The organism is Candidatus Roseilinea sp. NK_OTU-006 (assembly GCF_012931985.1).
GTDB lineage: Bacteria > Chloroflexota > Anaerolineae > J036 > Brachytrichaceae > JAAFGM01.
The window spans coordinates 16,652-29,346 of the sequence record NZ_JAAFGM010000016.1; the positions used below are offsets into that span (position 1 = coordinate 16,652).

Here is a 12,695-nt window from a genome sequence, read left to right on the forward strand (position 1 = left end):
ACAAAAGGAGTTCATCATGAGAACCAGTTCTGCCGAACGCGCGCTGAACGTGAATACCAACAGCGAGCGCATGAAGAACTTGATGCAAGCCGGCTATGTGCCGGTCAAGGCCATGATCGTCAGCGTCGATCCTCCCTTCATTACCATTCCGTGCCAATTCAACCCCAGCGAAATACGCTTCAGCAAAGGCACGCGTTGGAGCGACAGCACCGAGGAAGCGGGCAACAACGCGCCCACCCTGGCCAAGCGCAATGTGCCCAAGTCCTACTTCAAACATGGTGAAGCGCCCCGCCTGAAGATGAGCCTGTTCTTCGATACCTCCGAGGTTGGGCACATGGACGTGCGCCACTACACCGATCTGTTGGTGGCGCTAACTGTCATCAACCCCACGACCAAAGCCTCCGGCGAGGAACGCCCATCGCTGGTGAAGTTCATCTGGGGCATGTTTTCGGCTTCGCTGACGATGTCGTTCACCGGCTACATCCCCTCGGTGGACCTGACGTTCAGCCTGTTCTTGCCGGACGGCACGCCGGTGCGCGCCGAGGCCGAGATCGAGCTGGTGGCGGTCTCCAGCATGTTGCCGTTCCAGAACCCCACCTCACGCTCCGAAGCGCGTCAGATGTGGGTCGTGACCGAAGGGCAAACGCTTGATTGGATCGCCTATCAGGCCTACGGCGATCCCTCGCATTGGCGGCACATCGCCGAGGCCAATGGCCTGCTCGACCCGCGCAATCTGAAGCCGGGGCAAGTGTTGAAACTGACCCCACTGCCGCCGCCAGGGCTGTAAACGGCAAGCCCGCCGGGCAAACGTTGGCCGGCAAGGAAAGCGCCATGCTTGGATTCGACCGCTTCACCATCACGATCAACGGCACACCGCTGACCGCGCCGCTGATCTACGACGTGGTGCGGGTGGTGGTGGACACCAGCCTGCACATGCCGTCCATGTTCGAGATTCACATCGCCGAGACGGAGGCGCCGCTGGGGATGTTCAAGTGGATTGACGCGCCGATGTTCACCGTCGGCGCGCCGGTGAGCATCGCTGCCTCGCGCCAGCCGGCCGACAACCTGCCGCCCATGCCGTCCGTTCCCCAAACGCTGATTACCGGCGAGATCACCGCCGTCGAGGCGCAGTTCCAGAGTGATGGGTCGGCGTTGTTGGTGGTGCGCGGTTACGACCGCTCGCACCGCCTGCATCGCGGACGCAAGACGGCAGCGTATCAGATGATGACCGACAGCGCCATCATCCAGACGGTAGCAAGCGAAGCCGGCCTGACGGCGCAGGTGACGCTTCCCGCGTCCATCGTTCACGAGTACGTCCTGCGCCACAATCAGACCGACATGGAGTTCATCCGCGAGCGGGCCGGTCGGCTGGGCTGCGATGTGTTCGTCAACGAACTGGGCGTGCTCATAGTCAAACCCGGCGGCGCGCCGCGCGGCACCGTCACACTGAAATGGAAGGAGGATTTATCCAGCTTCTCGCCGCGCCTCAGCTCGGCCGAACAGGTCAACCGGGTGGCCGTGCAAGGGTGGGACCCCAAGACCAAGACGAACATCACCGGCCTGTTCGGCGTGCCGCCGAACGCTTCCGGCGGCGCGGCCATGCTGGTGGACAAAACGGCGGCTCGCGCGGCCTTCAAGCCATCGGCCCAAGCCGTGGTGGTGGACGAGCCGATGGCAAATCCTGCCGAGGCGACTGCTCGGGCGACCGGCGTGGCCGGCAAGATTCAGGATGCGCTGGTGCAGGCTGATGGCGTGTGCCTGGGCAATCCGGCCGTGAAGCCCGGCGTGACCGCCGTCATCGCCGGCGTGGGCGCCAAGTTCAGCGGGCCATATCTCATCACTTCGGCCACGCATGTGTACGACGACAACGGTTACACCACCACTTTTCACGTGGAGGGACGCGAGCCAGGCGCGTTGCTGGCTTTGCTCAATAGCCCATCCGCTGCCAACGACCGCGTGAACGGAGTGGTGATCGGGGTGGTCACCAACAACAACGACCCGCTCGGCCTGGGCCGGGTCAAGGTTCGGCTGCCGCATCTGGGGCCGATGCCGCCGATTGAGAGCCACTGGTGTCGCGTGGCAGCGCCGATGGCCGGCGCCATGCGCGGCTTCTACGCCATCCCCGAAGTCAACGATGAAGTGCTGGTGGCCTTTGAGCACGGCGATGTCAACTATCCCTACGTGCTTGGGGCGCTGTGGAATAACGTGGACCGACCGCCCAAGCCCAGCTCGGCGGTGGTGATGGGCGGCAAAGTCAGCCAACGCATCTTCAAGACCGCGTCCGGCAGCCAGCTCATCTTCGACGATACCCCCAACGCCGAGAAGATCACCCTGGTGGACAAGACGCAGGCCAACTCCATCGTGATTGACGCCGCGCCGCCCGGCGCGATCAAGTTGACCGTGAACGGCACCTGCGTGATAGACGCCAAAGGCAAGGTTGAAATCAAGAGCGCCTCGCAGGATGTGGAGGTGAGCTGTCTCAACTTCAAGGTGACGGCCAACGCCACGATCCAGATGAAAGCGAATGCGCAAATGCAGTTGGAAGGCACGGCTGCGGTCAACGTCAAGAACGGCGGCGGCGCGCAAATTGCCATGGCCGGCCCGACGGTGAACGTCAACAACGGCGCGCTGGAAGTCATGTAAAGCAACACAGGAGCGATACTGATGCCGGGATTTTTGCTGACGATGGCCTCGCAGGTGACATGTGGGCACGGCGGAAAGGCCTCGCCGAGCGCGCCCAACCCGCGCGTGAAGGTGATGGGGCAACCCGTGCCGATGTCGTCGGTGCCGTATCTGGTGGCCGGCTGCCCGTTTCAAGTGGCCACGCCGGGCGGGCCGGTGCCGAACCCGTGCGTCTCGGCCACCTTTCTGCCGCCCACCCTGACCACGCGCGTCAGGTCCATGGGCCAGCCGCTGCTGTGCCAGTCCAGCATGACCGGCCCGGCGATCGCCAGCGGGCCGGTGCCCACCGGTCCGCCGTTGATCGTCGCCTCGCCGGGGCAGACGCGCGTGCGCGCGATGTGACTTGAAGGAGGATGAACGAATGGATCCCACCGTCCGTGACCGCGAATTCATCGGCCAGGGGCTGGCGTTCCCGTTGCAGTTCAACGCGCGCGGCGAGCTGGCGCTGGCCTCCGGCCCGGCCGACATTGAACAGGCCATCCGTATCATCCTCGGCACCGTGCCGGGTGAGCGCGTGATGCGCCCCACCTTTGGGTGTCGGGCCTGGGAGCTGCTCTTCAGCCCCAACGAAGCCGTCACCCAAAGCCTGATGGTCGAGTACGTGCGCGAGGCGCTGGAGATGTGGGAGCCGCGCATCGAGGTGCGCTCGGTGGTCGCTTACCGCGACCCACAGCGCGACGGCGGCATGCTGGTCGAGATTGACTACGAGATCAAAGCCACCCACGACCCGCGCAGCATCGTCTATCCGTTCTACATCTCCGACGAAACCTGAGCCATGCCGCTGCCTGAACCCATTCTCGACGATCTGCGATTCCAGAAGGACCTGGTGGATGAGGCCCGCCGGCGCATCATCCGCTATTGCCCCGACTGGACCGACTACAACCTGAGCGACCCCGGCATCACCCTCATCGAGCTGTTCGCCTGGATGACTGAGCTGATCGTCTATCGGCTGAACCAGGTGCCGGACAAGAACTACATTCGCTTTCTGGATTTTCTGGGGGTGCGCTTGCAGCCGGCCGCCAGTGCGCGCGTGGAACTCACCTTTCGCACGTCCGTCCCATTACCCATCGCGCCCGGAGACGAGACCAGCGTATTAGTGCCGGCCGGCACCGAAGTGGCCACCCGCCAAACCGAGGACGAGCCGGAGATCATCTTCACCACCGATGCGCGCTTGCTGATTGCGCCGCCCCGCCTGACGCAACTGCGCCGCGAAGCCGCCGACAGCGCCGCCGGCGACGACTTCAACAAGAACTTCCTGCCGCGCCTGGGCGTGGAGCCGTTCTATGCTTTCGGCCGGCCACGCCCTCAGCCCGGCGACACGTTCTACCTGGGCTTCGATGACCAGGTTGACCTGAGCGGCTACATCCTGCAACTGGTGTTCACCTGCGAGGAGACCCAAGCCGCCGGCATCCGCCGCGAGGACCCGCCCTGGGTGTGGGAAGTGTCGCGCGGCAACGGCGTGTGGGAAGAACTGCCGCTCAGCACGCGCCTGGGCGAGCGCGACACCACCGGCGGTTTGAACAACGCGCAGGGCAGCCTGGTGCTCTATCTGCCGCTCGACTTACAGCCCGATGACGTGCACGGCCGGCGCGGCTACTGGCTGCGCTGCCGGGTGGAACAGCGCCGGCCCGAACAGGGCATGTATCGCGAGTCGCCGCGCATCACCAGCGTGCAGGCGTTCGCGCTGGGCGCCACCACGCGCGCCACGCACGCGGTGGCGGTGCGCCACGAGACGCTGGGCATCAGCAACGGCGAAGCCGGCCAGTCGTTCAAGCTGCGCCACGCGCCGGTGTTGGCCCTGCGCGACGACGAGCGCGTGGAGGTCGAAGAGATGATTGACGGCGAACTGGTCTTCGTGCCCTGGCAGACGGTAGCCGACTTTTCCGAATCGGGCCGGCATGATCGCCACGTCACCCTCGACACCGCCACCGGCGAAGTGCATTTTGGCCCGTGCCTGCGCCAGCCCGATGGCAGTATGCGCCAGTATGGCCGCGTGCCCGAAGCCGGCCGCGTGATTCGCATGAGCCAATATCGCTATGGCGGCGGCGTGGCCGGCAACCTGCCCCCCGACAAGTTGCAAGTGCTCAAATCCCCCATTCCCTACATTGACCGGGTGACCAACATGGTGCGGGCCAGCGGCGGGCGCGACCAGGAAACGCTGGACGAGGCCCGTATGCGCGCGCGCCGCGAATTGCGCGCCCAGCAACGCGCCGTGACTGCGGAGGACTACGAGCATCTGGCGCTGGCCGCCAGCCGGCAGGTGGGGCGGGTGAAGTGCAACACGGGCGCGCCGGCGGACGGCCGACCACTGCCCCCCGGCGTGGTCGAATTGCTGGTCATCCCCGCTGCGCTAGATGCAGTTCAAGCCGGCGATCTGTCTCGCCTCCAGCTTGACCCAGCGTTGCGCAGAACCATCGAAGCGTTTTTGGATGAGCGACGCTTGCTTACGACCACGCTGCGCCTGCGCGAGCCGACGTATCTGGGCGTGAAAGTGCGCGCCGAGATCGTGGTGAACGCACATAGCCGGCCCGAAGCGGTGCAGCAGCGCGTGGCCGAGGCGCTGCGCCGCTTCATCACCCCGTTGACGATCCGTTGGCCGCCCAACGGGGCGGATGGAGCCTCACCAGCGGCGGATGGTGATGGCCAGCCCACGACCCCTGCGCGCGCGCCGTTGCAGGGCTGGCCGTTCGGACGACATCTCTACGTATCCGATATTTACAGTCTGGTGCAGCAAACTCCCGGCGTTAAGCATGTGCGCGACATCAAGCTGGGCAGCCGGCTGCTCACGCCCAGCGCCGAAGATGCTCGTGCGCCGGCGGATGACGTGACGCTGGATGATCGGCGAGTGATCGAAACTCCGCCCGATGGCGTGCTGTGCTCGCTGGAGCATGATGTGGTGGTGGTGGCGTTGTAGCGCGGAGACAAAGCATGGCCGAACCTGTCCCCTCTCCCCAGCTTCTCCAGGTCGTGCGGCGCGCGCGCACCGATAGCCGGCGCGATCTCGATGGCCAACCGCTGCAGCCTTCGCTCACGGCCGATGCGCTACGGCGTTACCCCGGCGAGCCGGTGACGCTCTTCCTGCGGCTCGATGTGCTGGACGATGCAGCAACCGATGCGGTGGTGCGCCTGACGACGCCGCCGGGCCTGCGCGTAGAGCGTTTCCACGCCCCAGCCGGCTTGTCTACGCCGACAAGCACGTTCTTCGGCGATGATGCCTCGCCCGGCCAGATGCTGGTGTGGGAGGTCGGCGCGCCTGGCAAAGCGCGACTCGAATTCGAGATCACGGCGGTGGTCGATCATGACGTGGCGCGCGTTGCGGCGCGCGCATCAGATGGACGGGCGATGAATGGAAGCGCCATGCCCATGCCGGTCTTCATGCTGGAGTGCGTGGCCGAGGCGCAAGCGCACATCAATGGCGCGTCTCTCACGCGCTCACAGGCGCTGGCGCTGGAGGTGTCTCCCAACGCGCGCTATTTGAAGCATCTCCCCGGCATCTACGAATCGGACGAGTTGATGAGCCGGCTGTTGATGTTATTTGAAAGTTTCTGGGCGCCCATCGAGCAGCAAATCACCCATCTCCACTATTACTTCGACCCACGCATGACCCCGGCCAGGTTGTTGCCCTGGCTGGCTGCGTGGGCGGATTGGGTGATGGACGAACGCTGGCCTGAGGATCGCCAACGTCGGCTGGTGCAGGCGCTGGTGTCGCTCTATCGCCGGCGCGGTACACCGCAAGGCCTGCGTGACATGTTGGCACTCTACACCGGCTTGGACCCAAACAGCGACGCGATTCAAATCGTTGAGCATCGGGCGAGCAACTTTGTGATGGGGCCAACTGCTTATTTGGGGCCAGGCGTGGCGCTGGGCACGCGCAACATTGCGCATACGTTCTCGGTGCGGGTGCGCTTGCCCCCGCTCATGCGTACCCGGCCTGATCTAACGCCTGACGAGGTTGAGCGCGAAGAAGCGCGCCGGCGGCAGGTGATTGAGGAAATTATCGAGATGGAAAAGCCGGCGCATACACGCTGCGACTTGCAAATCGCTGTGGAGGATGAAGCCTAAGCATGGACACTGATCTACTTGCATCCGCCGCAGGGCTGGCTGCCCTCAAACAGATTCCCGCCCGCCGGCTGAAACCGGTGAACGGCCTGGCCGTCACAGCAGAGGTGTGGGAAGAGGCGCATGATTTCCATCGCCTGAATCAACGCGCCCATCACCTGCTGGGGCATGGCTGCGGCATCCTGGCCGGCCTCGACGTGGTCGCCAGCGATCCGCCCGATAGCACCGTCTATATCCGGCCCGGCGCCGCCATTGACGCCAACGGCGAACTCATCGTGCTATCGCAGCCGGTGGCTTATGACCTGGGACAGGCGCAGGGCGACTTGCATCTCCTGCTGACCTATGCCGAAAGTGATCCCACGCCGGCCCCGAACGGCGACAGCACACGCCTATATGTCCAGATCGGCTATCAGGTTGAGGCTTGCCCTGTAGTGCCGGATGCACTGCATATCGAGCTGGCGCGGGTGCGGCGCCAAGGACGGCAGTCGCCGGTGCGCAATGCTGCCGATCCGGCGCACCCGGGCCTAAACGAGATCGACCAACGCGCGCGGCGCAGGGTAGGGGGCATCGCGCGCGATGTGGCTGGGGTTGCCGTGTGCTACGTGGGCGAACCGGCGCTTAAAGAGCAGGCGCGCGCCGGCTATTTGGCCGGCATAGATGCCATGGCTCGCGCGGCCAGCCGTGGCGGCGCCACCGATTTTTGGGTGGATGACGATGTGCCGCTAACCGGCCCACTCGATCGCTACGTCCTGGTGTACGTGGTTGGGTTGGGTGGTTTTCAAATGTCGCCTGAAGCGATGAAAGCCCTGTATGCCTATTTGCAGGCAGGGGGCACTGTGCTCTGGGAAGGGTGTCACCGGGCTGGAGATGGCGCTGCGGCTGATGCAGCGATCAGAGAGGTGCTCGGATCATTTGGCATGCAGCCAGTCGAGGTGACACCGGGCCATCCGCTGCTCAGCACCCCCTGGCTCTTTGGCGCGCCGCCGTCCGGTTACGATGCCGATGAGCCAGGCCAGTTGTGGATACATGACGGGCTGATCGTCAGCCGGTCGGACTACGGCAGCCTGTGGCAAGGTTGGCGCGCGGGCCGGCCGGCCACCCGCGAGGAGATCCGCGCGGCGCATGAGTTGGGCGCTAACGTGCTGGCCTATGCCCTGCGCCGCCGGAGATGAACGAACAAGAGCGCATTGTGCAAGGCGCAAGGATCGAAATCCAAGATCGAGATGGCTGGCACAAGACGTTTGTGATCCAGAAAGCCATCACGCACGTCGGTTCCGAGGCGCGCAACGACATCGTGCTGGAGACGTGGCGGGGGATGGGTGTGTCATCGCGCCATGTTCAGATCATCAGCGTGGGCGCGGCCTACCGCGTGGTTAACATCGGCGACAAAGAAATCGTAGTGGCACCTGACCCAAACAGCGCAGAGGCGCCGATTGCCCCCCTTGCCACGGCCGAACTTCGCGATGGCGCGCTGATCCAGATCGGCGACTTCCGCTTGCGCTTATTCATGCCACCGGTTCAGCCGCCGGATGCTGGGTCCCCGTTGACCGGACAGGAAGGGGCCGTCACAAGCCCTGCGCGCGACGCAGCGATATATCCTGCCCTGGGACCGGCGCCGCTGCCATCCACGGGACGCGACATCGGCCTGCGCTTGCAGTTGAGCGAGGCCGCCCTTTCCCCTCATCGTCCCTTGCAGGGCGTCCTGGTGGTGCGCAACCAAGGCCAGCAGGCAGGCGTGCAATTTCGGCTGGAGGTCATCGGCCTTGAGCCGGAGATGTTCGAGATTGGACCGGGGCCGATCCTCTTCCCTGGCGCCGAGAAGGAAGTCGCCTTGCGCATTGTTCACACCTGCAAACCCCATCCCCCGGCTGGGCCATTGACGTGGTCAGTTCGCGCAACCGCGCCGGAGGCGTATCCTGGCCAAAGCGCAACGGTTACGCACACTATTCAGGTGTTGCCCTTCTATCGTCATTCCTTGATTCTGGTCGAGGACCTCAACATCGTGCGCGCATGAACATGTTGCAGTGGCTGGTCAGCGGGGCTGTGCTGGGCATTGTCGCAGCGGCTAGCGTTGCGGCTTTGGCAATGGCGCGTGTTCAGGCACGTCACATGCAGCGCGTCTTTTTTGCCCGACTCACCAACGAAGGCAACGCCCCTACCCGCTACGAGGTGTGGACCGAGCTGGTTGGCCAGACCGATGCTGCGCCGAACGTTAGCTTTGAATTCCGACTAGATGGGCAAGTGCTTGCCACCTCGACCTTCGTTGAGCAGGACCGATCCCGCGCGGCTTCCCTCTCGAAGCCCGGCGCAGCGCCCGCCATCCCAGCGCAGCCAACCGCACTGGTGGAGAAGGCGCATGCAGTTGCTGATCTTTTGGCTGGGCTGGTGCCCGGCGTGGATGCGCATTTGCGCCGTGCGGAGGCGCAAGTTCGGCGTGGACAAGCGGCGGCCGCACGGATGGAGCGCACCACGGCGCGCTATCGCCGTGTGGCGGACTCCATCGCCAACGTTGCCAACCAGCGCACCTCCGGGCATGAGGCAGACGATGGCGATGTCACGCTGCCGACAGCAGCATCCATCCCTGGCGCGCCACCCAACGCAGCCCATACCCCTGTGGTGGCGCCTGGACAACAACTCACGCTATCGCTCGTCGTGCAGCGGGTCAAACGCGACCGCGCTCAAACCATCTCGTTTGTAGTGCATTCGCGGCCGCTCGCTGTATCCGACGCGCCAACCCAGCATGTTCAAGCGGGTGTGCGCTTCGAGGATCAAACCGGTTTGCGCTTCTTCACGCCGTTCGCAGCGATCTTTTTGATCGCTGCGGGGTTGATCGCATTGCTTCTCGCCATAAGCGCCCGTGGCCTATGAGCAGATATGTGATGTGAACGACGATGTCTGAAACCGATCAATTGGAAATCGTGATGCCCGACGGCCAGGTGAGGTTCTACGACCTGGACCCGCAGCGGGGCGTGACCAACATCGGCCGCCATCCGGAGAACGATGTGGTCGTGGACAGCCCCAGCATCGCGCCTTTCCAAGCCGTGCTCGACCATCGTCAGAAGCCGTACCACTTAGTGGTGCTGAGCGAGGAAGGGGATGTCCGCGTCGGAGATGTGCGCGTGCCGCCCAATACGCCCGTTCCGCTCAAAGGTTGGGAGACTTTGCAACTGGACGGGATGTCGCTGGTGTTGGTGGAGCGCGATACCTCAGGCGTCGCCGGCCGACCACCGCGGCCGGCGGTGACGGTGGCTGTGGTCCCGGAAGGCAGCGCCGCGCGCACTGCAGCGAGCGTGCCTGTGCCACGAATTGCCGAGGTATCCACGCCGACAGGCGCCGGAGGCGCGCCGGCTCCATCCCCGTCCGCCCCGACGACCGGTTGGGGAACCACTGAACGGGCCGAAAAAGTGAATCTGGGCGCCCTGCCGCCCGATATTCCCGACGATGTGATCCTGGCCCAACTGGCCGAGCGCGCCTTCACCATTGACGCCGGCCAATCGGCCACCTGGACGTTGACCCTCATCAACGGTGGGCCGCTGGTGGCGACGATGGTGGTCTCGGTGGCCGGCCTGGACGAACGCTGGGTGGATATCTCGCCGCCCACGATCAACTTGAACGAAGGCGAGCGGGCCAGCGTAACGGTGACGATCTCGCCGCCGCGCCTGTCGTCCAGCCGGGCCGGCAACCATCACTTCGCCATCCTGATCACTTCGCCCGATTACCCCGGCCACGTGCATCAACTCGGCGCCACGCTCACCCTCAACCCGTTCTACGACTTTGCCATCAGCGATCTGTCGCCGCGCCAACAGACGGTGGGCTGGCGCAAACGCACCGGCGTGGCCAGCATCGCCATTGCCAATCGCGGCAACAGCGAGGCCGCCTTCCGCGTCAGCGGCGAAGATGACCAGCGCGGGTGCAGCTTTGAGTTTCAACCGCCCGGCGAGTTGGCCAGCCTGGCCCGCCAGGCCGATGTGCGCGTGCAGCCCGAAGAAGTCCTGCCCCTGCCGGTGCGCATCACGCCCAACCGCCGCATGTTCATCGGCCTGCGCAAGACCATGTACGCGCTCACGATCACCGCCCAGCCGCTCGACGGCCAGCAGGCCGCGCGCTCGGTGCTGGGCCAGCTTTACAACGCGCCGCTGATCGGCCCGTGGCTGATTTTGCTGCTGCTGTTGCTGCTCGGCTTGCTGGTGGTGGTGATCTTCCGGCCCTGGATCGGCATATTCACGGTCAGCCGGGCAGCCATCAACGAAGGCGAGACCACCCGCTTAAGCTGGCAGGCCTCGCCGTTCGCCGAGGTGCGGCTGGAGCCGAATCCGGGCGTGCCGTTGCAATCGCAGGGCAGCCTGGAGGTCAGCCCGAAGGACACCACGCAATACCGCCTCTACGCCGAGAACTTGCTCAGCCGGCTTTTGCCGCCGCTGGCCGTTCAGCCGGCGGTGACCGAGGTGGTCGTCAACCCGCTCATCCCGGTCATCAACCAGTTCGATGTAGATCGCAAAGAGGTGGTGGTGGGCGAAAGCGTGATCGTGTATTGGGACGTGGTGGGGGCCGATAACCTGGTGCTCACCACCAACGGCGCCCCAGATGCCATTCCGTCGTCGCAGCACGTGGGCCAGCGCGTGGTGCGGCTGGAGGCAGACACCACGTTTGGGTTGCAGGCCTCGAACCGCCACGCCAGCATACCGCGCAGCGTGACCGTGCGCGTCAAGCAACCCACGCCCACGCCGATGCCCACGCCGGCCATCATCATCTTCGATGTCAATCCCAAGGTCATCACCCAGGGTCAAGAGGTGCGCATTGACTGGCAGGTGCTGGGGGTGAACGAGGTGCAGATCTCCGGCATTCTGGGCGCGAACACCTTCCCGCCGCAGGGCAGCATCAACCAGTCGCCGCAGCAGACGACGATCTATGTGCTGTCGGCCGGCATCGGCGATGCGCGCGTCTCGCGCCAGTGGGAGGTGCGCGTCAACCCCGCCCCGCCGCCGCCGCAACCGCCGACGATCGTGTTCTTCACCGCTTCGCCCAACGAAGTAGTGCGCGGCGGCGCCCAGGCGGCCGCAGTGTCGTTGGTGTGGTCGGTGCTCACCCCCACTACCAACATACAGTTGAGCGGCCCATCGCTGGGCGCCCCGATTGACAACCTGCCGGAGCAGGGCAATATCACCTTGAGCGTGGATCGCAACACCTTGTTCGTGCTGACTGCTTTCAACGGCGACTTGAAGACCAGCCGCACCGTGGATGTGCGCGTGCTCGAGCCGACGCCCACGCCGCCGCCGACGCCCACACCCTTCCCGCCGCCGCGCATCGTCTTCCTGCGCGTGGAGGACGGCAGCGGCAACGTCCTGTTGCCCACCGGCCCAGACGCCTATCAGGTGCTTTATAACTCGGTCGTGCGCCTGTCGTGGCAGGTGGAAGGGGCCAGCCTGAACGTGCAGTTGTATCGCGACGGCAGCCCGCTGGGCGGCCAGCCGGCCACCGGCTCCAGCGCGCCGGTCAATGTGACCCGTGCGACGCGTTTCCAGCTCGAAGCCAGCAATCCCGGCGGCACTGCAAACGCCTTTGTCACGATTGACCTGTTGCCGCGGCCCGCGCCCCCGCCGCCCTTCAACGTGAACCTCGTCAATGAAACGCCCGCTGCGGTGACGATTCAGTGGGACTACGACTTTGCCAACGTCGGCAACATCAGCGGCTTTCGCATCTACCGCGCGCCGATCGGGTCCACCAGCTTCCAATTGGTTGCAGCGGAATACCCCGTGGGCAGCGCGCCGGTGCTGAACGCCTTCACGCGCTCGTGGACGGACGCCGCCGCGCCGGTGTGCGGTCAAACTTACTATGTGGTGGCCGCCTGGGTGGACACCTACGGCGCGCCGCAGGAGACGGCGGCCGGCTCACCCTCGGTGGCTACTCAACCGTGTAGTTCCGGCACGCCGTGAGCGCGCGGGGTCCGGTTTGAT

General features: G+C 65.0%; 10 protein-coding genes. All 10 read left to right on the forward strand.

Going from position 1 to position 12,695, the window contains the following annotated elements; all coding sequences use genetic code 11:
- The first annotated feature begins 16 nt into the window (after positions 1 to 16).
- From GXH28_RS09650 to GXH28_RS09695, 10 genes are read left to right on the forward strand one after another with little or no spacing between them, the layout of a single operon-like run.
- Entirely contained in the window at positions 17 to 787 is a 771-nt protein-coding gene (locus tag GXH28_RS09650) for a CIS tube protein (RefSeq protein WP_169238815.1), read from the forward strand.
- Positions 788 to 831: 44 nt separating this feature from the next.
- The gene (locus tag GXH28_RS09655; RefSeq protein ID WP_169238816.1) at positions 832 to 2,643 is read left to right on the forward strand and encodes a VgrG-related protein; all 1,812 of its coding nucleotides are present in this window, start codon (positions 832 to 834) and stop codon (positions 2,641 to 2,643) included.
- 21 nt (positions 2,644 to 2,664) lie between these two features.
- Positions 2,665 to 3,024 (forward strand): hypothetical protein, encoded by a 360-nt coding sequence (locus GXH28_RS09660; RefSeq protein WP_169238817.1) that lies wholly within the window; start codon positions 2,665 to 2,667, stop codon positions 3,022 to 3,024.
- Between the two features lie 19 nt (positions 3,025 to 3,043).
- Positions 3,044 to 3,454 carry a GPW/gp25 family protein gene (locus GXH28_RS09665; RefSeq protein WP_169238818.1) on the forward strand — a complete coding sequence of 137 codons (411 nt, stop codon included), beginning with the start codon at positions 3,044 to 3,046 and terminating at the stop codon, positions 3,452 to 3,454.
- 3 nt (positions 3,455 to 3,457) lie between these two features.
- Positions 3,458 to 5,596 (forward strand): putative baseplate assembly protein, encoded by a 2,139-nt coding sequence (locus tag GXH28_RS09670; protein ID WP_169238819.1) that lies wholly within the window; start codon positions 3,458 to 3,460, stop codon positions 5,594 to 5,596.
- Between the two features lie 14 nt (positions 5,597 to 5,610).
- Positions 5,611 to 6,744, forward strand: a complete 1,134-nt coding sequence (locus GXH28_RS09675; RefSeq protein WP_169238820.1) for a phage tail protein — start codon at positions 5,611 to 5,613, stop codon at positions 6,742 to 6,744.
- Between the two features lie 2 nt (positions 6,745 to 6,746).
- Positions 6,747 to 7,913, forward strand: a complete 1,167-nt coding sequence (locus GXH28_RS09680; RefSeq protein ID WP_169238821.1) for a DUF4159 domain-containing protein — start codon at positions 6,747 to 6,749, stop codon at positions 7,911 to 7,913.
- A complete protein-coding gene (locus GXH28_RS09685; RefSeq protein WP_169238822.1) occupies positions 7,910 to 8,755 on the forward strand; it encodes an FHA domain-containing protein in 846 nt (281 codons plus the stop codon). The genes GXH28_RS09680 and GXH28_RS09685 overlap by 4 nt, the downstream gene beginning before the upstream one ends.
- Positions 8,752 to 9,609, forward strand: a complete 858-nt coding sequence (locus GXH28_RS09690) for a hypothetical protein (protein ID WP_169238823.1) — start codon at positions 8,752 to 8,754, stop codon at positions 9,607 to 9,609. Before GXH28_RS09685 ends, GXH28_RS09690 begins: the two co-directional genes overlap by 4 nt.
- A 23-nt stretch (positions 9,610 to 9,632) precedes the next feature.
- Positions 9,633 to 12,674, forward strand: a complete 3,042-nt coding sequence (locus tag GXH28_RS09695; protein WP_169238824.1) for an FHA domain-containing protein — start codon at positions 9,633 to 9,635, stop codon at positions 12,672 to 12,674.
- The last annotated feature ends 21 nt before the right edge of the window (positions 12,675 to 12,695 follow it).

Bases quoted from the DNA above. Each gene is read 5' to 3' on its own strand.
- GXH28_RS09670 (WP_169238819.1), top strand. From the start codon at position 3,458: ATGCCGCTGCCTGAACCCATTCTCGACGATCTGCGATTCCAGAAGGAC.
- GXH28_RS09655 (WP_169238816.1), top strand. From the start codon at position 832: ATGCTTGGATTCGACCGCTTCACCATCACGATCAACGGCACACCGCTG.
- GXH28_RS09690 (WP_169238823.1), top strand. From the start codon at position 8,752: ATGAACATGTTGCAGTGGCTGGTCAGCGGGGCTGTGCTGGGCATTGTC.
- GXH28_RS09695 (WP_169238824.1), top strand. From the start codon at position 9,633: ATGTCTGAAACCGATCAATTGGAAATCGTGATGCCCGACGGCCAGGTG.
- GXH28_RS09660 (WP_169238817.1), top strand. From the start codon at position 2,665: ATGCCGGGATTTTTGCTGACGATGGCCTCGCAGGTGACATGTGGGCAC.
- GXH28_RS09685 (WP_169238822.1), top strand. From the start codon at position 7,910: ATGAACGAACAAGAGCGCATTGTGCAAGGCGCAAGGATCGAAATCCAA.
- GXH28_RS09650 (WP_169238815.1), top strand. From the start codon at position 17: ATGAGAACCAGTTCTGCCGAACGCGCGCTGAACGTGAATACCAACAGC.
- GXH28_RS09680 (WP_169238821.1), top strand. From the start codon at position 6,747: ATGGACACTGATCTACTTGCATCCGCCGCAGGGCTGGCTGCCCTCAAA.
- GXH28_RS09665 (WP_169238818.1), top strand. From the start codon at position 3,044: ATGGATCCCACCGTCCGTGACCGCGAATTCATCGGCCAGGGGCTGGCG.
- GXH28_RS09675 (WP_169238820.1), top strand. From the start codon at position 5,611: ATGGCCGAACCTGTCCCCTCTCCCCAGCTTCTCCAGGTCGTGCGGCGC.